At 56.7% G+C, this 26,257-nt stretch carries 20 protein-coding genes and 1 tRNA gene; 12 read left to right on the top strand and 9 right to left on the bottom strand.

The genetic code is table 11. The annotated features are described in order from the left end of the window. Positions 1-303 precede the first annotated feature (303 nt). On the bottom strand, positions 304-1,797 hold the full coding sequence (locus WAW39_RS25835) for a heavy metal translocating P-type ATPase (protein ID WP_422322042.1): 1,494 nt from the start codon (positions 1,795-1,797) through the stop codon (positions 304-306). Positions 1,798-2,047: 250 nt separating this feature from the next. Here WAW39_RS25835 and WAW39_RS25830 point away from each other — a divergent pair, with 250 nt between their 5' ends. After that, complete coding sequence (locus WAW39_RS25830; RefSeq protein WP_422322041.1) at positions 2,048-2,371, top strand: hypothetical protein; 324 nt, start codon at positions 2,048-2,050, stop codon at positions 2,369-2,371. Between the two features lie 196 nt (positions 2,372-2,567). Here the strand turns inward: WAW39_RS25830 and WAW39_RS25825 are convergent, their stop codons facing one another. From WAW39_RS25825 to WAW39_RS25805, 5 genes are all read right to left on the bottom strand, one after another. Beyond that, a complete protein-coding gene (locus WAW39_RS25825) occupies positions 2,568-3,368 on the bottom strand; it encodes a hypothetical protein (protein WP_422322040.1) in 801 nt (266 codons plus the stop codon). Between the two features lie 60 nt (positions 3,369-3,428). Further along, the gene (locus WAW39_RS25820) at positions 3,429-3,896 is read right to left on the bottom strand and encodes a hypothetical protein (RefSeq protein ID WP_422322039.1); all 468 of its coding nucleotides are present in this window, start codon (positions 3,894-3,896) and stop codon (positions 3,429-3,431) included. Positions 3,897-3,970: 74 nt separating this feature from the next. Further along, positions 3,971-7,159 carry an efflux RND transporter permease subunit gene (locus WAW39_RS25815; RefSeq protein WP_422322038.1) on the bottom strand — a complete coding sequence of 1,063 codons (3,189 nt, stop codon included), beginning with the start codon at positions 7,157-7,159 and terminating at the stop codon, positions 3,971-3,973. Positions 7,160-7,161: 2 nt separating this feature from the next. Next, entirely contained in the window at positions 7,162-8,328 is a 1,167-nt protein-coding gene (locus tag WAW39_RS25810; RefSeq protein WP_422322037.1) for an efflux RND transporter periplasmic adaptor subunit, read from the bottom strand. A gap of 31 nt (positions 8,329-8,359) precedes the next feature. Then, positions 8,360-9,619 carry a TolC family protein gene (locus tag WAW39_RS25805; protein ID WP_422322036.1) on the bottom strand — a complete coding sequence of 420 codons (1,260 nt, stop codon included), beginning with the start codon at positions 9,617-9,619 and terminating at the stop codon, positions 8,360-8,362. Positions 9,620-9,851: 232 nt separating this feature from the next. Here WAW39_RS25805 and WAW39_RS25800 point away from each other — a divergent pair, with 232 nt between their 5' ends. Then, positions 9,852-10,139, top strand: coding sequence for a hypothetical protein (locus WAW39_RS25800; protein ID WP_422322035.1), 288 nt, complete (start codon positions 9,852-9,854; stop codon positions 10,137-10,139). 112 nt (positions 10,140-10,251) lie between these two features. On the opposite strand, the gene WAW39_RS25795 is transcribed toward WAW39_RS25800, so the two are convergent. Beyond that, positions 10,252-10,333, bottom strand: a tRNA-Leu gene (locus tag WAW39_RS25795). Between the two features lie 81 nt (positions 10,334-10,414). Between WAW39_RS25795 and WAW39_RS25790 the strand changes: the two genes are divergently transcribed. After that, entirely contained in the window at positions 10,415-11,698 is a 1,284-nt protein-coding gene (locus WAW39_RS25790; RefSeq protein WP_422322034.1) for a tyrosine-type recombinase/integrase, read from the top strand. A 1,015-nt stretch (positions 11,699-12,713) separates the two neighbouring features. After that, positions 12,714-13,001: a helix-turn-helix transcriptional regulator gene (locus WAW39_RS25785; RefSeq protein WP_422322033.1), complete on the top strand. Its 288-nt coding sequence runs from the start codon at positions 12,714-12,716 to the stop codon at positions 12,999-13,001. A gap of 54 nt (positions 13,002-13,055) precedes the next feature. Here WAW39_RS25785 and WAW39_RS25780 read toward each other — a convergent pair whose 3' ends face one another. Beyond that, a complete protein-coding gene (locus tag WAW39_RS25780; protein ID WP_422322032.1) occupies positions 13,056-13,784 on the bottom strand; it encodes a DUF2637 domain-containing protein in 729 nt (242 codons plus the stop codon). Positions 13,785-13,843: 59 nt separating this feature from the next. On the opposite strand from WAW39_RS25780, the gene WAW39_RS25775 reads away from it, so the two are divergent. From WAW39_RS25775 to WAW39_RS25740, 8 genes are all read left to right on the top strand, one after another. Then, on the top strand, positions 13,844-14,050 hold the full coding sequence (locus tag WAW39_RS25775) for a hypothetical protein (protein ID WP_422322031.1): 207 nt from the start codon (positions 13,844-13,846) through the stop codon (positions 14,048-14,050). A gap of 128 nt (positions 14,051-14,178) precedes the next feature. After that, positions 14,179-15,921: a type I restriction-modification system subunit M gene (locus WAW39_RS25770; protein WP_422322030.1), complete on the top strand. Its 1,743-nt coding sequence runs from the start codon at positions 14,179-14,181 to the stop codon at positions 15,919-15,921. Further along, complete coding sequence (locus WAW39_RS25765; protein ID WP_422322029.1) at positions 15,918-17,243, top strand: restriction endonuclease subunit S; 1,326 nt, start codon at positions 15,918-15,920, stop codon at positions 17,241-17,243. The genes WAW39_RS25770 and WAW39_RS25765 overlap by 4 nt, the downstream gene beginning before the upstream one ends. Further along, positions 17,240-18,415 carry a hypothetical protein gene (locus WAW39_RS25760; RefSeq protein ID WP_422322028.1) on the top strand — a complete coding sequence of 392 codons (1,176 nt, stop codon included), beginning with the start codon at positions 17,240-17,242 and terminating at the stop codon, positions 18,413-18,415. Before WAW39_RS25765 ends, WAW39_RS25760 begins: the two co-directional genes overlap by 4 nt. Before the next feature lie 140 nt (positions 18,416-18,555). Continuing rightward, complete coding sequence (locus tag WAW39_RS25755; RefSeq protein WP_422322027.1) at positions 18,556-19,434, top strand: hypothetical protein; 879 nt, start codon at positions 18,556-18,558, stop codon at positions 19,432-19,434. An 11-nt stretch (positions 19,435-19,445) separates the two neighbouring features. After that, on the top strand, positions 19,446-20,771 hold the full coding sequence (locus tag WAW39_RS25750; protein WP_422322026.1) for a PD-(D/E)XK nuclease family protein: 1,326 nt from the start codon (positions 19,446-19,448) through the stop codon (positions 20,769-20,771). A gap of 17 nt (positions 20,772-20,788) precedes the next feature. Continuing rightward, the gene (locus WAW39_RS25745; protein WP_422322025.1) at positions 20,789-21,880 is read left to right on the top strand and encodes a DUF4268 domain-containing protein; all 1,092 of its coding nucleotides are present in this window, start codon (positions 20,789-20,791) and stop codon (positions 21,878-21,880) included. Between the two features lie 6 nt (positions 21,881-21,886). Continuing rightward, the gene (locus tag WAW39_RS25740) at positions 21,887-24,976 is read left to right on the top strand and encodes a type I restriction endonuclease subunit R (protein WP_422322024.1); all 3,090 of its coding nucleotides are present in this window, start codon (positions 21,887-21,889) and stop codon (positions 24,974-24,976) included. 58 nt (positions 24,977-25,034) lie between these two features. On the opposite strand, the gene WAW39_RS25735 is transcribed toward WAW39_RS25740, so the two are convergent. Then, positions 25,035-25,703: a recombinase family protein gene (locus tag WAW39_RS25735; RefSeq protein ID WP_422322023.1), complete on the bottom strand. Its 669-nt coding sequence runs from the start codon at positions 25,701-25,703 to the stop codon at positions 25,035-25,037. Between the last annotated feature and the right edge of the window lie 554 nt (positions 25,704-26,257).

The following is a 26,257-nucleotide window of genomic DNA, read 5'->3' as shown; positions in this document are numbered from 1 at the left end:
CGGTGGCAGGGGCTCCTGTGCCAGCATTCGCGCCGCCTGCGCCTGCCGCAGACTGTGGGCGGCTGGGGAGAGCTGCCCCGAGGGCCGCTGGCCCGTATAACGCCCTCAAAAGCGCCTAAATCCTCTTTCAATTCGGCCTATAGAGCCGCTGGAGAGACTGGGGCACCGGAAAGTGGGTCATTTCTCCTGTGGAACTGGGTTATTCTGGTTTGCGGCTTACACCGGAGGGGAAATGGCCTGCATGAAGCCTGCAAGGCGGGTGCAGACAGGCTGCTCAAAGCGGGCTATTTGCGCAAACCTTTGTCATTTTTGCGTGAACTTGATGGCGCGGCTATCCTTCCTGTCCTTCGCATAAATCACCACAGCCTGCGCCAGCGGATGTTCTGAGTGCGTGTCGATGGCAGCGGCGATGCGGATGATCTCCGTTTCATCCTTGGAGCTCACCAGGATGACATGCGTTACGCGCGGTTTGCCTTCCGTGATGGTGCCCGTCTTGTCCACGCACAGCGCCTTGAGTTTGCCCACCGCCTCCAGCACCGCACCGCCTTTGATGAGCACCCCGCGCCGCGCCATGGCCGTCAAGCCGGAGACCACGGACACCGGTGTCGAAATCACCAGCGCGCAAGGGCAGGCGATGACGAGCAGCACCAGAGCGCGATAAAACCACGCGAGCCACACACCACCGAAGAACAGCGGCGGCAGCAGCATGACGAGCACTGCGGCGACCATCACCACAGGCGTGTACCACCGGGCAAACACATCCACAAAGCGCTGAGATGGGGCCTTCTGCGACTGCGCCTCCTCCACCAAATGAATGATCTTCGCCAGCATGCTGTCGCTGCTCGCCTTGGTGGTGCGTACATCCAGCGATCCTGATCCATTGATGGTGCCTGCAAACACGCCATCGCCGGGCTTTTTCTCCACTGGCATCGACTCCCCCGTGATGGGCGCTTGATTGACGGCGGAGTTTCCTTTCACCACCTCACCATCCAGTGGGATGCGCGCGCCGGACTTCACCGCGATGGTGGCACCCACGACCACCTCCGCAACGGGCACTTCACGAAACTCGTCGCCCTCTTTCAGTAGCGCAGTCTCCGGCGTCAGCTGCATCAGCGCCTGCACCGCCTTGCGTGCACGGGCAAGACTGTAGGCTTCGAGCAATTCGGACAGGGCAAACAGGAAGGTCACCGCCGCACCTTCCGACCATTGGTTGATCATCAGCGCTCCCGCCACGGCCACGGTCATCAGCACATTCATGTCCAGCGCCAGCCGCCGCAGCGCACGCCATGCCTTCGGCACGGTGAACCATCCGCCTGCAATGATCGCCACCGCATATCCCACATCCGCGCTCCACCCTGGCCCGACTTTGAACCACTCAATGAGCATGCCCAGGCCGAGGCTCACACCCGAGACGGCGACCGCGATCTGCCGTACCCGTTTCGCGCCTTCCAGGTCGGCCGCTGCTTCACCATCCAGCGCCGCCTTCATGCCGGTGGTGCCGATGGCGCTGATCAGCTGCGCCGTTGTCAAGCTTGCCTCATGCAAAAGCGTGACCTTGCCACCCATCAAGTTCACCCGCACCTCACGCACACCCTTGAGCGGTCTCAGCACCTGCTCCAGCGCCGCGACTTCATCCGCACAGTCCATCCCGGCAATCCGAAGAATTGTCTGTTCATCCCCCTTGGCATCAGGATTGAGAGCGATGCTTTCAGGCGCAGTCTGGCTGTGATCATGCGCATGATCATGTCCATGCTCTGAGGCGTGGGATTCAGAGTCATGGGCCTTGGGGGTGATCATATGAGAGTGTGATTAAATCGTGAGCGTGGAGGCAGAATGCAGAGAGAAGCGCCCGAGTTGTGCCAGATGTCTGGCAGGCGGCCTTTCCAAACAGTCGTGCGAAACGAAGGTCCTCGTGTCTGTTCCTTTGCGGGGATTCGCGTGTGCGATGAAAATAGTTGGATGAATCTCGAATACGCGCAGCCGCTCCGCGTCTCATGAACACGCCGTTAGAATGCGGCAACAAATCAAAAGCAAACCTCCTCTCATCATGAAAAAACTCTTCACCCTCATTGCTGTTACCGCCAGTCTGGCTGTTTTCGCTCCTTCCAGTTCGCAGGCCTTTGACGGCCACCACTCCAGCCGCAGCTTCGCGAACAACTGCAGATCCTGCGGCACTGCGGTGTATCGCGAACGCGTCGTCGTTGGCCGCGATCGCCACGGTCATCCCATCTTTGGCTATCGCATCGTCAGCCATAACTGCCGCCCAGTGAGCCACAGTCATGGCCATGGGCATGGACATGGCAGCAATGCTGGACCCTCCCGCTGGCCAGGATTTCATTTCAATTTTGGCGGTCATTCCAGCCATCGCTAATCCAGGGTGAAGACACGGCCTGCCGGAGAACGAAAGCTCTCCGGCAGGCCTTTTTTTTATGGGATGAAACGTGAAAGCGGTCATGATGGAAGTGTTTCATCACCCTCATGACGATGCTGAATCCAGGGGCGTCATGCCTGGACTTTACTGGAGCGGTTTTCGCTGGAACAAGGAACAGGCCCGCACGATTATAGCATTATTCCTTGAGCTTCGCATTGGCGACCTCGGCGGGGTACAGCGCCTTGAGCTGCGCGAGAGTTTTATCCACCTCGTCCAGATGCGGAGCCGCCTCCGCTGGTTTGCGCGCAGCGAAAGCATCACGCACGCCATTGAGCGCGGCCTTCAATGCATTCACCAGCTTTCCTGCTTCAGCCTGCTTGGGTGCATCCGTCTTGCCCGGCAGAGCGGAAGCCAGCACCGGGAATGCCTCGGTGACTTCATCGATGGCCTCATACCTTTTGTCGGCGGTGCCTTCGTGAAGTTCTTCCGTGTGCTGGTTGATCTCCGCCCACAGGCCGGCGAGTTCCGCAGGGACTTCCACGTTCTTGCCGCTCTTCTGACTGCCGCAGTCGCACTGCCATTCGGGCTTCTTGCACTCGCTGCACACAGCCGTGTTGAAGTGCAGCCGGAAGGGGATGGACTTCGACGCTCCAGGTTCGCGCAACTGCATGATGACGTAGTAATCGTCCCCTGCAGGCGCGGTCTCCGTCACCAGTGTTTCGCCATGGGTTTCGACGCTGAGTTTCTTCGCCGAGCTGCGGTCACCCGCAGTGACGACTAGCTTGCGCTCACCAATCGCGATGGGTTTGCGATCCTTGTCCAGAAAGGTGATTTCAAAGCGACGATCCGCGCTGACGTTGAATTCTGCATTCGGTGTGCTCACGGAATCAATCGCCAGGATGCGACCACCGCTTGGGCTGAAGATGAAGCGCCCGTGCGCATGCAGGCTGCCGCAAAGAGCGAGCAGCATGGCCAAGAGAAGGAGGATCTTTTTCATGATGATGAAGGTGAAATTATAGCACGGCATGTCCATGCCGTGGCTGTGATTCGCGGCATGCTACTTCTTCGCCTCATCGCCATGCGCGCAGGTGCAGGCATATTCCTTGTTCTTGCAGGTCGGGCATTGCTCCAGGTTGAGATTGAACTTCTCATTCACGGCCTTGGCGCCTTCCTTCGCGCGGATCTGCACCACGGTGGGGAGGTCGTTGCCTTCAGGGATGACCTTGTCAGAAATCAGCTTGTCGCCTTCTTTGGCAAAGCTCAGCTTCGTCGGTGCCGAGCGTTCACCGAGCGTGACGCTGATGACTTGCTCTCCAGGAGCGACGACTTTGTTGTCGTCATTGATGAAGCGAATTTCCACCTTCTTGTCCTTGTTCACGAAGAACTCCACGTGGGGTTCCACCTCCGTGATGAGCCTTCCGCCGGTAGGACCAGCCTTGGTTTCGTGGTCGTGCTTGTCTTTGTCGGCAGCATTGGCGGTGAAGGCCAGTGCGAGTGTCAGCAGGGTGGTGAGCAGTTTTTTCATAAGATGTCAGTGTTCTTGTTTGGTTTGGTTTTATCTTGGTGGCTCAGGCTTGGATGCCTGGCCTCGCTGGAAATTCAGTGAGATGCAGGGGCTTCATTTTCGATGGCTCTCGCGGCGGCTTTGCGGCCAAGCAGCCAAAACATCGCGGGCGTGATCGCCATGTCGAGAAAGGTGGAGGAGATGAGACCGCCCACGATCACGACGGCCACAGGATGCAGGATTTCTTTCCCCGGCTGATCCGCCGCCAGCACCAGCGGAATAAGACCGATGCCTGCGGAAAGCGCCGTCATGAGCACCGGCACCAGTCGCTCCAGCGTGCCGCGAATGATCATCTTCCGCGTGAAGCCTTCACCCTCATGAGTCATGAGGTGCAGGTAGTGGCTGATCATCATGATGCCATTGCGCGCCGCCACTCCTCCCACGGCGATGAAGCCCACCAGCGTGGCGATGCTGATGTTGTTCAGCTTTAAATACGTGAACGCCAGCCCGCCCATGAGCGCCAGCGGGATGTTGACCAATACCTGCAACGCCAGTGAAGCACTGCGAAAGTACCCGTATAGCATCAGGAAGACCGCCACGAACACGATGGCTGAAAACAGCGCGATGCGCTGCGTGGCCTCCTGCTGCGCCTGGAATTCGCCCTCAAAGGTGATGAAGTAGCCTTCAGGCAGTTTTATCTTCGCCGTGACTTCATCCCGCAATCTCACGACGAGGTTCGACACATCCCGCACCGTGGGTTTGATGGCCAGCGCGAAACGCCGCTGGCTGTTCTCACGAAAGATGACGTTCGGTCCCTTGGCTTCGCGCACATCGGCCACCAGTGACAAAGGGATGCGTTGCAAGTGCCGACCATCGCCCTCGTCTTGCATCTCGATGGGCAGTTCGGCGATCTTGTCCGGCGAATCACGCCACTCCACCGGCAGCCGCATCACCAGATTCACGCGCCGCTGTCCTTCGCGCAGTTCTGCCACTGCTTTGCCGCCAATGAGGCTGGAGAGCTGGTCATTCAGCTTGCCCGGCGCAATGCCATACGCCTTCGCACGATCACGATCCGCCTCGATGCGGAGCTGCGGGATGGAGGAAGTCTGGTCGAGTTTGCAGTCTTGAAATCCCGGGATGGCTTTGGCGATGCTCTGGATCTCGATGCCAAGCTGCCGCAGCTTGTCGAGATCAGGGCCGAAGATCTTCACCGCCACAGGCGCGGACACACCGCTCATCATATGGCCGATGCGGTCGGCCAACGGACCACCCACGATTGCAAAGACACCTGGCACCGTTTTGATCTTCTTCGAGATGTCATCCAGGATCTCTTTGCGGCTGCGGCTCTGGCCCGCGTGCTCGCCTTCGATCTCGCGGAAATCCACATCGAACTCCGCAGTCGAGACGGGCACCACATGGTCGCCACGCTCCGCACGGCCCAGACGCCTTCCCACCTTGCGAACCTCTGGCACGGTGAGGATCTGCTGCTCGATCACGTCGGAGATTTTGTTCATCTCCTCCAGCGAAGTGCCTGGCGCGGTGGTCGCGGCCACGAGTGCTGTTTCCTCCTGGAACTTCGGCAGGAAGTCCTTGTTCATCTGCGGATACAGCAGGAACGAAACGATCAGCAGCACCGCCGCCAGTGTGAGCACGATGAGCGGCTGATCCAGCGCAAAGCGCAGCAGCGTGCGCTCCAGCAGCCGTTTCATGCTGCGCGTGATGAAGCCGTCTTTGTGCGCATGCCCTGAGGCGGGGTTCAGCAGCATCGAGCACAGCACCGGAATGGCCGTGAGTGAAACGATGAACGAGGCGATCATCGAAATGATCGTCGCAATGGCAATCGGTGCGAAGAGCTTCCCCTCCACACCCGTCAGCCCCAGCAGCGGCAGGAAGACGAGGATGATGAGAATGGTGGCGTAAAAGATGGAGTTCCGCACCTCGCCCGAAGCTTTCGCGATCACCTGCAGTTTTGGATGCGGTTTCGTCAGCGCCGCATTTTCCCGCAGCCGGCGGAACACGTTCTCCACATCCACAATTGCATCATCCACCACCATGCCGATGGCGACTGCTAGGCCGCCGAGCGTCATCGAGTTCACGCTGATGCCGAACCATTTGAAGATCAGCAGCGTGATGCCAAAGGACAGCGGCATGGCCATCAGCGTGATGAAGGTGGTGCGGAAGTTCAGCAGAAACAAAAACAGCACCAGCGTCACCATGATGGCCCCGTCACGGATGGCTTCCGTCAGATTGCCGATGGCATGATCGATGAAATCTTTTTGCTGAAACAGCAGCGTGGTTTCCACGCCTTTGGGAAAGGTGGCCTGCAGTTCATCCAGCGCCTGCTTGATCTGCTCCGTCAGCTTGCGCGTGTCAAAGCCCGGCGCCTTCGTGATGGACATGATGACGCCATACGTCGGCGACTTCTCCGGGGCCTGGCTCACCGTGGCGTCCCCGCGCATCGGCTCGATGCCCCATCTGACATTCGCCACATCACCGATGGCTATCGGGCGGTCATTGATCTTCTTGATGATCGTCCGCGCGATGTCGTTGAGCTCCACCGTCATCGCCAGATTGCGCACCATGATCTCGGTGGGCCCCGTGTTGAGAAAGCCGCCTGTCGTCGTGTTCGCTGCTTCGGCCGCCGCACGTTCCAGCTCATCATAGCTGATGCCATTGGCTTGCATTTTATAGGGGTCAGGCTGGATCTCGATCTGCTTGATGCCGCCGCCCATGTTCAGGATTTCGGCGATGCCGGAGATGCTCTGCAGCCGGCGCTTGATCGTCCAGTCCGCCAGAGATCGTACCTCACGCGGTGGGATGTGCCCGGGCTCGCCTTCCTTCGTCGTTGACCGCACACCCACCAGCAGGATCTCACCCATCAGCGAAGCCACCGGCGTCATGAATGGCTGCACGCCGGGCGGCAACTGGCCGCGCACGCTTTGCAGCCGCTCCTGTACCAGCATGCGCGCCTTGTAGATGTCCGTGTCCCAGCCGAATTCGGCATAGACGAGTGAGAGCGACACATCCGAGTTCGACCTCAGCCGCGTCAGCCCCGCCACACCCATCAGGGCGCTTTCCATGGGCTGCGTGACACGAATCTCCACCTCCTCCGGCGCGAGCCCCGGTGATTCGGTGAGAATGATCACCGTCGGCTTTGTCAAATCCGGCAGCACCTCCACTGGCAGCTCCGTGGCCGTGCGCAGGCCCATCACCATCAGGATCAGAGACACCCCAATGATGACCGCGCGATTCGCGAGCGACCAATGAATCAACTTATTCAGCATGGCTACTGCGCCTCCTTCTCAGTGGGTTTCGCAGCAGCGGCATCCTCCTCGCCAAGCCCGCGCTTTTTGGAAAAGAGCGAGATGAGCAGCAGCACAAAAAGTACGATGGAGGCATACATCCACATTGGGCTGGAGCCTTCCTCCTCATGCTCATGCGCCGCTCCGCCTTTTTTCCCCTCCATCGCGGCCTTCTTCTCTGGAGTCAGCTCGGAGCCGTCTTCCGCATGCTCATGGCCGTGCGCCGCATCCAGCGCCTCTTTGAGCGAGACGCTGCTAGCTCCTGCAAAGGACAGGGAATATGCACCGCGCGTCACCACTTCATCTGCAGGCAGCAGGCCGCTGGTGATCTCCACAAAGCGGTCATTGATCTCTCCCACCTGCACCTGCGTTTTGATAAAAGCATTCGGCAGATCAAAGTCCTTTACATAGACAAAGCGGTTGCTCGATTCGCCCTGCAGCGCCGCGCGCGGCACGCTCACCACATCGCTCCGCTTGCTCATCACAATGGAGAACTCCGCGCGCATGCCCGCCCGCAGCAGCCCGCCCGGATTCGTCAGGCGGAAGATCGCATCAATGGTACCGCTCTCCTTGTCTGCACTCGTGCCAAAGCGCAGCAGTTCACCTTTGAATTTCTCATTGGGCAGGGCCGCCACCTTGATGTGCGCCTCCGTGCCCGGCTTCATGCGTCCGGCCTGATGTTCCGGTACACGCGCCACGGCATAGACTTCACTGAGATCGGTTATTTCCAGCAGCGCCTTCTCCGGGTCCAGCGGATCTCCCAGCCGCGCATCCACACGCGTCACCATGCCTGCCAGCGGAGCCTTCAGCGGTATCACCGGAGGCGGATCACCCGGCATGCGGCTCTCGATCTTCGCCACCTCGTCATCCTTCTTCACCGTGTCCCCCGGGGCGACCTTCAGCTCCACAATGCGCCCTGAAATACGAGTGCTCACCGCAGCCACCTTGCTCGGGATGGCCTCGATGCGGCCCAGGGAAAAGATGGTGGCCTCAAAGTCCATCTCCTCCACCTCCACGGTTTCGATACGGAGATTTTTCACCCCGGTTTCATCCAGCACCACCGTGTTGGCAGCGCGTTTGGAGTCACCCTCGGCATGCGCCATGCCAGACACAGCGAGGCAGAGGATCAGTCGGGAAAAGGAACGTATCATAAAAAGGTTGGTCAGAATTGGATGTTGCAAGTCAGCGTTTGGCTGGCGTGGATGAGGTGGCTGCACCTGCTGGCGCATGCTTGCCAGTGGCCGCTTCATAGCGGATGCGCGCCAGATGGAAATCACGCACGGCATCCAGCGCCGCAGCCTCCAGTTGCAGGCGTTGCTCACGCGCACGCAGGATGGTCAGCAGATTGGTCTGCCCCTGCTCGTAGGCTTTTTCCAGCTTGTCCGTCTGCTCAATGACCAGCGGCAGCAGTTTGTCCCGCGTTTCATGCGCCAGGTCGGCATTGGCCTGCATTTCGAGGCGGGCCGTTTCGGCTTCGCTGATGATCTGTTTGCCCAGCGCTTCTCTTTCCAGCAATGCACGCTCCGCACTCGCGGCCTTCTCGGCGATCTCTCCCTGATTGCGATTCCAGAACGGCAGCGGGATGGAAATGCTGAAGCCATAGTAGCCCGTGTACTGGCGGTAGGTCGGCGTCACATCCTGCATTTCCCGCGAGGCAAACACCCCGGCTTTCACATCCGGCAAACGCCGCGCCTTGGCGAGTTGCTGGTCTGTCGTGGCTGCGGCGATCTTCGTCTGCGCCAGTTGGTAGTCCGCCCGCTGCATCCAGCCCGCACCCATGCCAGGAACGGCCAGTTCCGGCAGATTGCCCGAGAGATTCAATGCCTCCTCAGGCGGCAGACCCAGCATGGGTTTGAGCTGGCCCATCAGGCTGATGCTGGTCGTTTCCAGCTTCCGTGTCTCCAGCAGCAGTCGCTGCGCATCCACCTGGGCCTGGGCGGCATCCAGAGCGGAAATCTCCCCCACCTTCGCTCGCCCGCGCACAAACTCAGAAAGCTTCGTGGCCAGCGCGGTCTGCTGTTTCCGCAAAACACGCTGCTGGGTGAGCGACATCAATTGCACGGCAAGGCTCTGCGCCTCCGCGATCAAGCGACGTTCCGCATCCCGCACCTCCAGCTCCGCCGCCCCCACCATCTGCGAACTGAGTTTCTTTTCCAGGCTCAGCCTGCGGGTGATGGGAAACGCCTGATCGATGGAAAACACCCCGGTTTGCGGGCTCACCTTGCTCTGGTTTTGAAGAGCGTAGCCAAATGACGGATTCGAAAGCCTGCCAGAGCCGAGCTGACGGCCCTGCGCCTCCGCCACCGCGAGCCGCGCGGCTTTGAGAGTGGGGTGCGAAGTGCGTACCTTCGGTCCAATGTCGGCAAGCGAAAGCGTCAGGGCAGGGGCCGTGGCGGCGGCTGCCAGCATCAAGGAGATACACAAAAGAGAAGAGCGAAACATGGAAAGCATGGTGGTTTGAAATTTGCAGGCATGGCCACGCCATGCCCTGGACCAGCGGAAAAACACAAGCACCTCAGCCGTCAGTCGTGGACGGCGGCGCACACTTCTCTCAAACCAAAATCACCATGCAACGTGCCACCTGCAAAGCCGCAGGCGGTGGACTCTCGCCCCCAGTATCCAGCGGAATCTTCATCATTTCATTCACCGTGAGGCCTTCAATCAGCACCCACTCATGCATTGGAATCTCCGCCACCAAGACGGCTACAAAGGCCGGGATGGAAACCGCCGTCAGGCCAGCGGTGCCGGCCTGCAAATCCACCGTCAATGGCGCATGATGCTCCGTGTCCTCATGCTCACCATCCTCCTCATGTGCATCCTCAGCGCAGGAAACAAACCCGGTCTCGGATTCGTGATGGCAGTGCTCCGCAGTTGTCTCCACCCTGATTCCCTGGTGGTCACAAACAAACCCGCGCTGCATCCCAAACACCTGCGCACATCCCACGACCAGAACGGCCAGTGAAGCAAGGATGCGCTTGGGAAGGAATACCATGGCGAAGATAAGATGCGAGCAAGGCCGGCTTTGTTCAATGTGATTTTTTGTCAGCGCCACAGCGCAGCCCCCCCTTCGCAAGTGCCGGAGACAGGACTCGAACCTGCACTAGTTTCCCAACCAGATCCTAAGTCTGGCGCGTCTACCAATTCCGCCACTCCGGCTTACCTGAAAATGAACGAGTTGCGTGGGGTGCTTCTCGTCCAAAGTTGACTTTGTGCTAGCGTTTGTGCTAGTGTAAGGCAATGAAACGCAACGAAATGAAGAGCAAACCCGCTTTGCCCGTAGGCACAGCCGTTGGCGCTTCTTCCGATGTGCTCTCTGGCACAAACTCTAGCACAACCAAACATCGTCCTAGCTTTACCACCGTTCGAGATTCGCGCAACAGGCGGGTTCCGGGTCTTTATATCCGCAATGGCCGATATTATGCCCAGCTCTGGGCAGATCGTGGTGATGGAAAGAAAACCGCCCGGCGCTTTCCTCTGCTGACTGCTGACAAGGTGCCGGTGCAAAATCTCATCGAGGCCAAGGAGTCGATGGAAGTCCTGCGCAGTGTCCGGCGTCAGAATGAACTCCCAAAAGCGGGACGCAAGCCGACGTTCAGCGACTATGCGGAGGTCTATTTTTCAAAAGCCACCGTCAACAAAAAACGGGCTGGCACTCTGGAGAACGAGAAGCAGGCGGTTGGACGGTGGAAATCATGGCTCGGGCATGTTCGTGTTGATCGAATTGAGACTTCATTGATCGCCGGTTTTGTGGATGCTCGTTTGAAGGGGGGCACGTTTGGCGGGCGCGTGCTCAAAGCTGTTTCAGAGCGCACCGCGAATCTTGACGTGCTCATGTTACGCAACGTGCTCAACGCGGCCATGGATGACGGACATCTGCAAAAGTTGCCTGCCTTCAAGGCTCTCAAGGCTGCCCCTTCACCTGAAAAAAGGTTGATCACACCAACGGAGTTTGACAGCCTGATTGAGGCGGCGGGCACTTGTTCCAAGAATGGTGTTCAACTGGTGGATTACCTGCGTTTCCTTGCCTTCAGCGGTGCGCGTGAGAAGGAGGCTCTGCGTATTCAGTGGTCTGACGTGGACCTTGATGCACGATGGGTGAAAATCGGTGCAGATGGTCAGTCTAAAAACGGTGAGCAGCGCAAAGTGGAGTTCAACCCACAACTGGGGACACATCTGGATGCGATGAAGAAGCGGCGTGCCCCGGACTCGATATGGCTCTTCCCCTCACCTCAACGTGGCAAGGTGGACCTTCCCGCTAAAACATTCCGCGAGTCACTGCTCAAAGCAAGGGAAGCTGCGGGCCTCCACTGGTGTGGGTTCCATCATCTAAGGCACTACTTCTGTTCAGTCTGTGTGATGGCGGGCATTGATTTCATGACCATCGCGAAATGGTTGGGGCACAAGGATGGCGGGATACTGATCGGCAAGATTTACGGGCACCTGTTAGATGAGCACCGGCAAAAAGCTGCGGCAAAGGTGGTTTTCGGTGTTCCCATTGTGTCTCGTGAATCGGCGGCTTGATGCTCGGCGCATGCAAACTTGGCAAAACACTGTTGCGTCATCAGTTGGTGCGACGAAGCCACTGTCACCAAAGGCATATCAATTCATTCTTGGCTGGGCCTGCTCTTCTTCCCTTTTGGCCTTGCAGGTGACTTCGCGAATTCTCCGGCAGCAGCTCGCTCATTGAATCGCCTGACCTCGGAACGAGTTACATAGTGCCGCCCGCAGATGTTGATGGTGTTCAGCATGCCTGCCCGACGAAACCGCCAAATGGTCACTGGTGAGAGACCACTTTGCTCAGTGAATTTGTCGAGGGGGATGGGTGGGCAGTCATCCACCAGTGAGTTGTTTGAAGCAGTTTGAAATGACATCTTTATCGGCCTTTAAGCAGGATTTCCATTTCCGAACTCGTCGAAAACGGGAAGTTGAGACGCTGCTGACCGAACGTGCCGCGATGCGGCTGGACAGAGAAGATGTCACCCTTTTATCGCAAGGGGGTTCAAATAACAAGTCAAAATGCTTATGAATAATCACCAAGCAAAAAACTGAGTTTTCATTTGATGATCATGCCGTTTCTCAGCGGTGTGTCGCGAGCTGGATGGAACCTCCTCCCCAATGACAACCTAGAGCTTTGTGGCTTCGCTGGGCGGTTGGCGCAGGCAGACTTCCGCCGAAGCAGCCCCTAGGCTTGTCGCGCCTTCAGGAGGTTTCAAAGATCACTTGAACACCCTACACATGAGGCCTTTTTTGCATGTAGGGCATTTGTATTGCCCTCTAGAAGCACCAAACGTCTGGATGTAAGCACAAGTGGTATTGCTGCACTTGTAGGTGAATGTTTCGGCAGCAATTGCGATGCCAGCCCAGAGCAGGGTGAGAGCAAGGAAGACGTTCGTCTGTTTCATTTTCGTAGTTTGGTTCAGTTTTGAGGAAGGAAGCCTGACAACAAATGGGGTTTGGTCTTGGCCTGTCCCTCGTGAGATTAGGGTGTATCAACTGATACACTTCCGTCAACCAGATTTTGCCACCAACTAGGCAGGTGGCTGTTTCACGATATTCAAAGAAGCTCGTCGCGCTTGTCGTGGAGGTGCTCCGCGAGAAACGCGAGGGCTTAGGGCTATCCAAGAAGAAGCTGGCTTCTGACGCAGGAGTGAGCCGCACAGCTATTATCCTGATGGAAAGCAACCGCCGCCTGCCGTCGCTGGAACTGACCATAAAGATCGCCATGGGACTGGGCACCTCATTTTCATCCGTAGTCACTGAAGCAGAGCAGCGTATGGCGAAAAAAACCTCCCGCCAGCCAGAGCCTTCAGAGCGCTCAGAATGACCGGCCACACAGCAGTTTGGTGCGCTGGTTTGAAGTCTGCGCGGTGATATTGACTCAAGCTGCCTCCAGCCTAGCCAAGTCTCTTTTGACCGTCTTGGCGGACACCCCGGTATGTGTGGCGATCTCAGCTGGTGTCTTCCCCTGACCGACCAAGTCGGCGACGAGGGTCAAGCGTTCTGATATTTTGTCAGCCTTGGCAGTGTTAGCCATGTCCAGCAAAGCATGGACAGATGGGGACTTGGCCTGTTTCAGCTCCAACTTCAGGGAGTCTCGTCGTGCTGTTATTTGCTGAACTTGTCCCTCCAGCGCGTCTCTCCGGGTGGACAAATGTTCGAGGCGTTCAGACATATCTTTCAGGCTGGCAAGGCATGAGCCCCTCTCGACCTCTGATCGAATCTGACGCACCACGAGTTCAAAGGCTGCAAAGAGGGCCAGTGGTGGCACCGCTGCCATCAGCTTTGCCACAGCGCCTTCAGGTGCATGGGCGAGATTGAAAATCAAGCTGGCTCCGGTGGCGCACACCACCAGCGTCATTGGGTATCTGACGCTCTCCCGATAGAGGCTGGCACGGAGGACAGCCATCGAGAACACTACAATGGCACCATCCAGAATGAGCGGCCAAATCCATGTCAGACTGACTGACACGCCGTTTGCTGAGGCCAGCTCGCTCAGAGCAGAGAAGGAGAGAGCAAAAGCGCCAGCGGCCAGAAGTGCTACCAGCCCTCCGGTGATATTGGAGATGAGGCGAACGCTACGATGGTGGAGGAGATCGTTTTGAACCATCCTACATATAACACAGCTTTTGCTTGATTTCAAGTGCAATTGGTTATGCATCTATTTCCATGCCGAAATCCAAAACAGCAAAAAAAGAGCCGACCAGAAGAGGCCCAAAGCTCATGGGGGCTGAAAAGCGGGTGCGTACCACGCTCACCTTTGACAAACAGGTGCTGAAACATGCCAAACCTCACGTCAAGAAGCTGGGAATCAGTCTTTCAAGCTGGCTTGAAGAGCTGATGAAGCCGCATCTGCCGGGAATGAATAACCCGTAGAGGAATCAGCATCCTTAAGGCTGCGGTTCTCCATCTCGCAGGGGGAGGTGAAGAATTACCTGACGAGCGCCTGCGTTCTGTTGTATTTCAGTTTTTGCACACACTCCCCGCCCACATCTGACACCTCCATGGCCGATCCCAACCTCTCCTCCTTCCTCTGGTCAGTCGCTGACCTCCTTCGTGGCGACTACAAACAATCGGAGTATGGAAAAGTGATTCTGCCGTTCACCGTGCTGCGGCGTCTGGACTGCGTACTGGAAGCCACCCGGCCCGCCGTGCTGAAGGAAAAAGAAATCCGTGAGAAGGCGGGGCTGAACCCTGAGCCATTCCTGCTGCGTCAATCAGGCCAGCTTTTTTATAACGTCTATCCGAAGGGGCTGACTGAACTCATGGGAGACAGCGCCAATATCGGCGTGTACCTACGTGCTTATCTGGATGCCTTCTCCGCTAATGTGCGGGACATTTTTGAGAGTTTTGAATTCATCGCCCAGATCGACAAGCTGGAAAAAACCGGCCTGCTCTACCTCATCACCGAGAAGTTCAAGAACATCGACCTGCACCCCGAGGGTGTCAGCAATGCTCAGATGGGTGCAGTGTTTGAGGAGCTGATCCGCAAGTTTGCCGAGCTTTCCAATGAGACTGCCGGGGAACACTTCACCCCCCGCGAAGTCATCCGCCTTATGGTGAACCTCCTCTTCATTAAGGATGATGAGGCACTCACAAAGCCCGGTGTTGTGCGCAGCCTCTACGATCCCACCGCTGGCACAGGCGGGATGTTGAGCGTTGCAGAGGAGCACCTTGCTGAAATAAATCCAAGAGCCCGCCTTGTCATGTATGGGCAGGAGCTGAATCCCGAGTCATACGCCATCTGCAAGGCAGACATGCTGATCAAGGGGCAGGACATCTCCAACATTGTCTTTGGCAACACCCTCTCTGCCGATGGCCTGCACGGGAAGCATTTCGATTACATGCTCTCCAATCCACCCTTTGGTGTCGAGTGGAAGAAGATCGAAAAGGAGATACGAAAAGAAGCCGAGCAGCAGGGCTTCAATGGCCGCTTTGGTCCCGGCCTCCCCCGTGTAAGCGATGGCTCGCTGTTATTCCTCATGCATCTTATCTCCAAGATGCGCCCCGCAGTGGATGGCGGCAGCCGCTTCGGCATCGTCCTCAATGGCTCACCCCTCTTCACCGGGGGCGCGGGCAGCGGCGAGAGCGAGATTCGTCGCTACGTGCTGGAGAACGATCTCGTCGAGGCCATCATCGGCCTGCCAACCGACATGTTTTATAACACCGGCATCAGCACTTATGTTTGGATCGTCAGCAACCGGAAACCCGCAGCTCGCAAAGGCAAGGTACAGCTCATCGACGCTTCCTCCTTCTGGCAAAAGATGCGCAAGAGCCTTGGCAGCAAACGCAAGGAACTCAGCTCCGAGCACATCGAGGACATCACCCGGCTCTTCGGCAACTTCAACGAAGTCACCCGCGACGGTGTGCCCATCTCCCGCATTTTCCAGAACGAAGCCTTCGGCTACCGAACCATCACCATCGAACGCCCCGAGCGTGATGCGAAGGGTAAGATCGTGCTCGGCACCAAGGGCAAGACCAAAGGCCAGCCCATCCCCGACTCCACCCTGCGCGACACTGAGAACGTGCCGCTCAGCGAAGAGGTGGAAACTTATTTCAAACGGGAAGTGCTACCCCACGCTGCTGATGCTTGGATCGACCATGACAAGACAAAAGTCGGATACGAAATTCCCTTCAACCGCCACTTCTACGTCTTTCAGCCCCCGCGTCCCCTCTCTGAAATCGACGCCGAACTGAAAGGCGTCACTGACCGCATCCTCGCCATGATTGGAGGGCTTACGAAGTGAGTTTCTCACGCTATCCCCGCTACAAAGACAGCGGTGTAGAATGGATTGGACAGGTGCCAGAGCATTGGGATGTCATAGCCGGTCGTCGCTTGTTTCAGCAAAAGCGTGAGCCGGGGCTGCCGAGTGATGAGCAACTGTCGGCCACGCAAAAATATGGTGTCGTCCCGCAGAAGCTTTTCATGGAGATGCAGGATCAAAAGGTCACGTTGGCATTGAGCGGAATCGACAACTTTAAGCACGTCGAAGCTGGCGATTTCGTGATCAGCCTTCGCAGCTTCCAAGGCGGTATCGAGCGCAGCGAATACTCCGGCTGTGTAAGCCCCGCCTATACCGTCTTGCGTCCGACGGCGGCGGTTGAGGGAGGTCTGTGGCGTTACCTCTTAAAGTCAAAAGGCTACATCGAAGCTTTGCAGTCCAAAACGGAAGGGATACGTGACGGAAAGAACATCAGCTTCGAGCAGTTCGGGGAGATTCGTGTTCCCGTTATCCCGCCAGCCGAGCAAATCGCCATCGCTGAGTTTTTGGACCGGGAGACGGGGGGGATTGATGAGTTGGTGGCGGAGCAGCGGCGGCTGATGGAGCTGCTGAAAGAGAAACGACAGGCCGTCATCTCTAACGCTGTTACCCGTGGTCTCAATACCGCCGCTCCCCTCAAACCCTCAGGCATCGAATGGTTAGGCGATGTGCCAAAGCATTGGTCGGTTCAGCCTCTTTTTCTCCGCTATCAGGCGGTCTTGGGGAAAATGGTAGATGAGAAGCACAAAACTGGAGAACACCCAGTCAGCTACCTCCGCAATGCTGACGTGAACTGGGACAGAATCAATATCAGCGATCTCCCAACCTTTGATGTCACTCCAGAGGAGGAAGAACGATGCCTGCTGCGTGCCGGTGACTTGCTAATATGCGAAGGTGGAGCCGGTGTTGGACAAACGTCGATCTGGCAGGGTGAGCTAGAGCGCTGCGCATTTCAGAAAGCACTTCACCGTTTGCGACCATGGTCAAATAACGAAATGCCACGTTTCCTTTATTACTGCATGCGGTACGCAGTCGAAAGCGGTGTGGTTTTGGCGGGCGGAACAGCGACTATTCCTCACCTCACTGGCGAACAGCTTCGCCGATACCGCTTCCCTTGCCCACCCGTCGAAGAGCAGCGGCAAATTGTAAAATTTCTTGATTTTGAGGCCCAAAAATACGATGCCCTAATGGGTGAAGCCCAGCGAGCCATCGACCTGCTGCAAGAGCGACGAACAGCGTTGATCTCCGCTGCTGTGACGGGGCAGATCGACGTACGCCAGCTCAACTCGAAGGAGATTCCAGCATGAATGGTATTTCCAACCATGCTCAGGAAGCGATACGAGAGTTGACTGATACTAACCACCTCGGCGGTATTATTCGGGGCTGCATTTGGGACCCAAAGCTTGGACCACCAGATCAGCACCCCAACTGCCGCTTTTTTGGTGAAGTGGAGAAGTACCTAACCTTCCGGCAGATTGCCCATGCTGGTGACACATTTAACACCTACTGCCAGAACATACTCGCAGAAATACTGACCGCCGACTCAGTCCAATGGCACAGGGTCTCACAGAACCTACAGCCCAAAGGGGACGCGCAGAAAGCTATTGCCCGTCTCAGGATACAGAGGCAAAGCGATGTCAACGTCCGAGTTGCCCTTCGTGATATTCTGTGTGTGCCTTGGTGCAACGAGGTTGAAATCATCTGCGAACTCCGCAACAAGATCGTTCACCAGAGAGGGTTGGACCCCGAGGGCAAGGTAGAGGAGACGGCCAAGGCATTCCCGCCCGGCCAGTATTTGATTAAACCGACAGACTTGGACCCCACGATATATCCTGTTCGAATCACACCAGCCGGAGAACTAATGATCGACGCCCATGCAGCCCATTGGGCAAGTAGGTACGTGGCGCATCACATACATCTGATGGATCAAAACATCTGCCAACGCTTCGGCGTGGCTGTTGTAAGAGCACCTATGCAAAGTTTGAGTTTTCGGATGCGCGATGGTGCTCATCCACAAATCCTCCCTCCCGGCATCCCGTTGCCAACGCTGGGCAAGATGCCCGCTCCCGTACCCGTACCTCCGCTGCCGGTGCTCTCCCGATCTCACATTGTCCCATCGTTGAAAGAACAAGATTGCGCGAAAGCTTGGCGTCAACTTCGGTCAGAACTGGACGCCTTTGTGCGTGTCACCTGTGAAAATGGCGGCATCCAAATTCAAGAATTGGAGTGTAACTTGGCTGGCAGACCGTCAGAAAACACCATTGCAAATCATGAGATCCATCTCGCCTATGACTTGAGTTCAAAGGCCGAGCCATCAACCAGAGCCAATCGTCTCGGCATCCGTTTTAGACAGAACAATTTCGAACCTTTCGTCACTGTTTGGTCAACAAAGACAAGGATGAAAGACTTCCATCATGTTGATCAGCCCGCTTCCCTCAAGGAGGAGATCATTACAGCAATCCACGCTACACTCTCGTAGAGAACAGGCTTTGACACCTGCCTGAAACCCCTTCCATGTCAGACCTGATGAAGAGACGCACCTCCCGCTCCAAGCCTACGCTCAAGGTGCCGCTCGGCAATCCGAATCTGCCAAGGCACCCTCGGGATTTGCCCCCGAGCTTGCGCCGCGTGCTGACGGCGGCGGACTTCTCCGCGTTGCCGGAGAATCCCACTTGGACAGAGGTTGAGGAACTGGCTCTGCTCATTGATGGCTATGAGATAGCCCTTCAAAGGCCTGACATCCTTGACCTGATGGCGTGGGGAAATCCGATCTGGATGGGCTATCTGAAACGTAAGGAGCCATTGCCGAAGTGCTCTCTGGAGCTGTGGCTCATTCTTTTTGGCCTCCAACGCAGTTATTTGCGAGACCGCTGGGAAGGGGAGAATCCTGATGGCAGTCCCTCTGCGCTGGCTTTGGCGATCTTGGGCGTTTATGCGGCCCTGCGCAGTGCATTGCAGCATGAGCAAAATCATCCCGACGAGAGCCATCCTGTTTATGTGCCACCCGTCCTCATCGAACTGCCGGACCCGGCTCTGCATGAGGCTCCACCACTGGCGGACACCATCCATGGCGCTATCTCAATGCGGCAGTTTTGGCGAAGCAGTGACCCGGCTGATTTGCCCGAAGACCCAGCCGTGATTGTGGTCATGGAGTGGGTGAACCGTATGGCAGCAGCGGGTGGTTTTGAGACTCAGCTTGACGTGCTGGGACTGACTCATCAGGACGTGATGGAAACGGTACTCAACCCCGCCGAAAATGACAACTTCATGCCCCTGCAACAAGCACACCCGCTGGTACTGCTGCAATGCATCTGGCGCATAGGTGTGCAGATCGAACGCACTGGTTACGATGACATGCTTGATCCCATCTCACGATGCTCCTTCGCCGCGCTCAACTGTTTCTGGAGCAGCCTTCGCAGCGAGCTATTCGCCCGCCACCATCAACCGCCGCTGGTGCTTGGGAGCAATTTGATGATGCTAGAAAAACCTGAACCCTAAGGGGTCAAACGATGAGCGCCCCTGCCTTTCCATTTTTTCAACCTCTCCTGACGCTCACCAAGCGACTTCATGATGCCCAGAATCGTGCAGAGGCACAAGCCAAGGTGACACACGAGCGTTTCAACGTGTTCACTACACTGCTGAGCGCTCATGACGAAGTGCGGCTGCACACACGTTTTATCCGCAACCTGCTCAACCCCGATGGCACCCATGACTGCGGCCCCTTGTTCCTTGACTTGTTTTTCGCCACACTGGAGGAGACCCCAGCGCTGGATCATGCAGGTGATCCAGTGACGTGGAAACCGACGCCGCAAGCTGCCAAGTGGGTGGTGGAGAAGGAGGCATCCGTGGAGGAAGGACAGATTGACCTACTACTCGAAACAGCAGGCTGCGGCATCGCCATCGAGAACAAGGTCTATGCTGTAGAACAGGCGGATCAACTGACCCGCTATTCCCGCTACCTGACCCGAAGCCGCCATGCGGACTGGCGACTTCTGTTTCTCACGCTGGACGGCAAACCCGCCACGACACACGGCACCGCCTCCTACCTACGCATCTCATACGCACAGCACGTCATGGCTTGGCTGGAGAAGTGTCTGCGAGCGACCTACCGCTTCATTCCCATCAACCAAGTGCTGCTACAATACCGCGAGGTGGTACGCCAGCTCACCGGCCAGACACTGGATACCGCTTTCATGAAAAACGTCACAGAGTTCATTTACGATAACCCCGACATCATCCGTTACTGGCAGCAGATTCTTGCCGGGATTGGTGGAGCCCGCGTGGCTTTTATGGACAGGCTGGCCGAGGGCATCATTAACGGCATGGGTGATGGTTTCCGAGTGCGGCTGCGTCCTGATCTCGGCCAGAAAAGTTTTGGAAGTCATGACAATGGAGCGCTCATCATCACGCCGCCCCCATCCAGCCCGTTGCTAGATGCGCCATTTGAAATCTGGGTAGAGCACATATCCAAGTGGGAAGGCTTTATGGTCGGGGCTGAATCCAAGTTTGGCAAGCCACCTCTAACCGAGGGGCAGCGGAACCTCTTGAACCGCATGGACCAACTACTCAAAGCACCTGAGCTTGCAGGCCACCACAAGGCTAACCCACATGTTCTGTGGGACGGCACCGAGTGGCCAACAGGTTGGCACAACTTGATTGAGCATCCGATAGACGATAAACGCCTCGCAACACTCATCGAGACGCGGATAGAGGAAACGGTGGCATCCGTCTGTGAGGGCATCAGGACTCACATCGCTCTGCTTGAAAGGGCGTACGAGCAAGCCCGAGCTGAGCTGGCATCTGCCAACGAAGTAGTGCAGCAGCCTCACACCTAACCCGATTCAATTTTCCAATGAGCCTCTTTCGTGTCACCACTGACAAACTCGAACCCGTTCCTCGCACAACGTTTGCGGCAGAGAGCTTGCTGGAACGTAAGGATTTGCAGCGACTGCTGCGTCAAGACATCTCACCTATAGGTGATGACTTGATGGTGATCGCTGAGGAGTATGGCAACTGGGAGGACAGCAATAGGCGCATTGACCTGCTGTGTCTGAGCAAGGGAGCCGGGTTGGTGGTGGTGGAGATCAAGCGCACCGAGGATGGTGGGCACATGGAGCTTCAAGCGATCCGTTATGCGGCGATGGTGTCGAGCATGACCCTAGAGCAGGTGATCAAGGCGCATGCTGATACCACTGGCAGCGACATTGAAGTGGCCCGCAGTGAAGTGCTGGACTTTTTGCAGCTCGATTCTGAAGAGGATGCCGAACTCACAGGAGAGGTGCGGATCGTGCTGGTTTCTGCCGATTTTTCCACCGAGCTGACCACCGCTGTCTTATGGCTTAACAAGCGAGAGCTGGACATCACCTGCATCCGTATCCGGCCCTACAAGATGGGAAACGAGGTGCTCATTGATGCCACACAGATCATACCCCTGCCTGAAGCAACAGACTATGAGGTGAAGGTGCGGGCGCAGGAGAAGGAGAAGCGAAAAGCAGAGGGCTTGCGTCAGGAGGTTTTTCGGAAGTTCTGGGCACAACTCATTGAGCGCTCAAAAGCCAAGACCAAACTGCTGGCGAACCGTACCACGACTGACGCCCATTGGTTTTCGGCAGGCATTGGTAGGAGCGGGTTTACACTGACCGCCGCACTTGTTAAAACCCAAGGGCAGATTGAATGTTATATCCGCCATCCCACTGGCGAAGAAAAAAGCAAGGCAGCCTTCCAAGCACTGCTGGCAAAGAGGGAGGACATTGAGAAGTCCTTTGGAGGCCCACTGGACTGGCAAGAGCTGCCGGGACGGCAGGGCTGCCGAATCTGCAAGGAGCTGCCGGGTGGCTGGAAGTCCCCCGAATCTGAATGGCCAGCCATGCAGGATCGCATCATTGATTCATTGATCCTCCTTGAAGCGGCGTTGAAGAAACCAATCCTTGAACTGAAGCTGTAATTCACCATGAGCCTGCACAAAGAAATCAGCTTCGAGACCGAGATTTGTGAGCACCTGTCGCAGCATGGCTGGTTCTATGCCAAAGACGATACTGCCAGCTATGACCGTGCCCGCGCTCTCTTCCCTGCCGATGTGGTGGCTTGGGTGCAAGAAACACAGCCGAAGGCATGGGAGACGCTGACCAAGAATCATGGAGCGAAGGCGGAGGAGACTTTGCTGAACCGTCTCCGAGACCAGATCGGCCAACGCGGTACGCTGGATGTTCTGCGGCATGGCATTGAACTCCTAGGTTTAAAACAGACGCTAAAGCTGACAGAGTTCAAACCAGCTCTGGCCATCAACCCAGAAATCCTAGCGCGCTACGCCGCAAACCGGCTGCGGGCGGTGCGGCAGGTGCGGTACTCGTTGCACAGTGAAAACAGCATCGACCTCGTCCTCTTCCTAAACGGCATGCCAGTGGCAACGGTGGAACTCAAGACGGACTTCACGCAAAGCATCGGTGATGCCATCGACCAATACCGCTTTGACCGTGATCCAAACCCCAAGGGGCAGAACCCAGAGCCGCTTCTGAACTTCCCCAACGGGGCGCTCGTACACTTTGCTGTGAGCAACAGCGAGGTGGCGATGGTGACGAAGCTGGAGGGCAAGGCTACGCGCTTTCTTCCTTTCAACCAAGGCAGTGATGGTGCGGCAGGGAACCCGATCAACAAACAGGGCGGGCACCGTACCGCCTACCTGTGGGAAAAGGTCTGGGAACGGGAAAGCTGGCTGGAAATCATCGGGCGTTACATGATCGCCAAGCGTGACAAGAAGAAGCAGATCGAGCAGATCATCTTCCCTCGTTTCCACCAGCTCGATGTGACCCGTGATTTGCAAGCTGCTGTGCTTCATGATGGAGCAGGGGGCAAGTATCTCGTCCAGCACAGTGCAGGCAGCGGTAAGACCAATAGCATCGCATGGGCATCACATTTTCTTGCTGAACTCCATGATGAGAAGAATAACAAAATTTTTGATACAGTGCTGGTGGTGTCCGACCGCAATGTGATCGACACCCAGCTTCAGGAGGCCATCTTTGACTTCGAGCGTACCAGCGGTGTGGTGGCAACGATCACGAACAAGGATGGGAGCAAGAGCAGCAAGCTGGCTGAGGCGCTGGATGGCTCCAAGAAGATCGTCGTCTGTACGATTCAGACCTTTCCTTTTGCTCTCGAAGCCGTGCGCGAGCTGGCAGCGACGAAGGGGAAACGCTTTGCTGTTATAGCTGACGAGGCGCACAGCTCACAGACAGGCGAGGCAGCCTCAAAGCTGAAGGCCGTGCTGTCACCGGAGGAGATTGCCGAACTGAACGATGGTGGCGAGGTGAGCACAGAGGACATTCTGTCCGCGCAAATGGCAGCACGCGCCGGGGAGAATGGCATCACCTTCGTGGCATTCACTGCAACACCGAAGACGAAGACGCTGGAACTGTTTGGGACCAAGGGAGAAGATGGGCTGCCGAGGCCTTTTCATGTGTATTCTATGCGGCAGGCCATTGAAGAGGGGTTCATCCTCGACGTGCTGAAAAACTACACGACCTACAAGCTGGCTTTTAAACTGGCCCACGAAGGCAAGGACTACGACGAGAAGGAGGTCGAACGCAGTGCGGCCATGAAGGGCATTATGGGGTGGGTTCGGCTGCATCCCTATAACATCGCGCAGAAGGTGCAGATCGTGGTGGAGCACTACCGCGAGTTTGTGGCCCCGCTCCTCAATGGCAAAGCCAAGGCGATGGTGGTGGTCGGCAGTCGTGTGGAGGCCGTGCGCTGGAAACTCGCCATCGACAAGTTCATCACCGATCAGGGGTACAAGATTGGCAGCTTGGTGGCCTTTTCCGGTGAGGTGAACGATAGTGACAGTGGCCCAGATAGCTTCACTGAGACCAGCAAGACCTTGAACACGAACCTCAAAGGCCGTGACATCCGGGAGGCCTTCAAAGGTGACGAATATCAAATCCTGCTGGTGGCGAACAAGTTCCAGACGGGTTTCGACCAACCACTGCTCTGCGGGATGTACGTGGACAAGCGCCTTGCTGGGATTCAGGCCGTGCAGACCCTCTCCCGCCTGAACCGAGCCCATCCCGGCAAGGACACGACCTACGTGTTGGATTTTGTGAATGAAGCGGCGGAGGTGCTCGAAGCCTTCAAAACTTACTACACCACGGCTGAACTCACTGCGACGACGGACCCGAACCTCGTCTTCAATCTCCGTGCCAAGCTGGATGCTGCCGGTCATTACGATGACTTCGAGGTGGATCGTGTGGTGAAGGCTGAACTCAGTGGCGCGAAGCAGAGTGAACTGGTGGCTGCTATAGCCCCGGTGGAAGATCGTCTGATGAAGCGCTACAGGATAACAAAGGAGGCGCTCAAAGTCGCGAAGGAGCAAAACGACCGGAAGGGCATCGACGCCGCACAGGATGAATTGGTGGCTCTGATATTATTCAAGGCGGACATGGGGACCTATATCCGCCTATACACCTTCCTTTCTCAAATCTTCGACTATGGCAACACGGCCATCGAGAAACGTGCCATCTTCTACAAGCGCCTGCTGCCACTGCTGGAGTTTGGCCGTGAACGTGAAGGGATTGACCTTTCCAAAGTCCAGCTCATCCGCCACAAGCTGAGCAATAAAGGCAAGCAGGCGATGCCTTTGAACGAAGGAGAGACCCCGAAGCTGGCACCCATCACTGAGGCAGGCGCTGGCAGCGTACAGGAGAAGACGAAGGTGTACATGGCCGAGCTGATCGAAAAGCTGAATGATCTCTTTGGCGCTGAAACCACCGAGCAGGACCAACTCGTTTACGTGAACCACGTCATTCGTGGCAAGATGCTGGAATCTGAGACGCTCAGGCAGCAGGCTGCAAATAACACCAAGGAGCAGTTTGCTACGTCACCCGACTTGGACAAGGAGCTGGAAAACGCCATTGTCGAAGCGCTGGATGCTCACACCTCTATGAGCACCAAAGCGCTGAATTCTGAAGTGGTGCGGCGGGGCCTGAAAAACATCCTCCTCAACCACGCTGATCTATGGGAACTGCTCCGTAAAGTGGGAGCAGCGTGAAACACCGCCAAGTTGAATGGTAAACTGGCTGGATGCAGGTGATTGCCAGCCATTCATTTTATCCATGGTGGATGCCACGGACAGTCTGAGCCTGAGCATCCACCATCTTTTTCACCCGGCAGACCGTCGCCTTGTCCACTCCTGCTATGCTGGCAGAATACCGAATGCTCATGCCCTGACGAAGCAGCCGTACAATCCTCTGATGCTTCTGGAGGTAGGTTTCACGATTCATGGATGAACCAACAGGCCTGCCCAGCTTGGTGCCCTTCTGCTTTGCCAGTTCCAGACCGGAGAGAATACGTTCCCGCAGCGTCTCACGCTCCGCCTTGGCCATCTCCGCTAGCAGGGCAAGCATGATGGCGGCAGAGGGGTTCCTCTTCCCGTTTGGCAGGAGGGTCTCGACGTTCTGAGCCAACCAGTAAACAGAGACCTTCAGCCCTTCGAGCACCTCCACAAAAGTCAGTGCTACGGATGGGCGACGGCTGAGACGTGAGACTTCGTGTACAAGCAGTTTTTTGATCTTCCCGGTGTCGCCAAGCTGGACAATCCGCCTGAGGGCAGGCCGGTCCTCAAGGTTGGCGTTTCCAGAGACTGTCTCCTGCAAGGTCTCAACAACCTCCCAGCCATTGACCTCCGCCACTGCTTCAAGTTCTGAAATCTGGCGAGCCACCTCCTGCTTAGAGGTGGAGACTCGAACGAGGATGGCGACTGGGATACGTGGTTGCATAAAATCAGATGATTCTGCTCGGACACCTAGCAGGCCCCTCAGCCCATTGAGCACACTGGGAAAACTGGTTTTCCAGTTGAGGGACCATTTTTTTCGGACACCACCATGCAGAGCTGGAAGCATTTTTCAATTAATATATGCATAACTAATTCCATCGCACCTCTCCCCTCCATACCGGAAAATACTCTGTCCGTTACCTCTTGGACATGGCTGTGCAATGAGGTGGCGCGTTTCGCGCCGAGAAAGCATGAAGGACGTGGGGAGGTGCAGCCAAGCTGAGGCAATGACCCGTGACATCTTACGCCTCGGGCGGGAACCCCCGTGGTTTGCGCAGAAACGGGGTTTTAACGAGTCGCTCAGTTTCCTGAGGGTGAAGGTGCGGGGGAAATGAGAAACGGCGTAGAGGTGCCATTCTGCATGGCGCAGCAATGGCGTGAATGCCCTTTCATCGCACAGAAACGGGGCTGTGAGCGCTTTGCGCATGTCCCCGAAGGTGAGGAGGGCGGGCAACGCCTCAAGCCTATCAGCGCCGAAATAAGAGCCAAAGATAGCCG

It is taken from the genome of Prosthecobacter sp., assembly GCF_049294395.1.
Taxonomy (GTDB): Bacteria; Verrucomicrobiota; Verrucomicrobiia; order Verrucomicrobiales; family Verrucomicrobiaceae; genus Prosthecobacter.
This window is presented reverse-complemented; position numbering and strand designations above follow the sequence as displayed.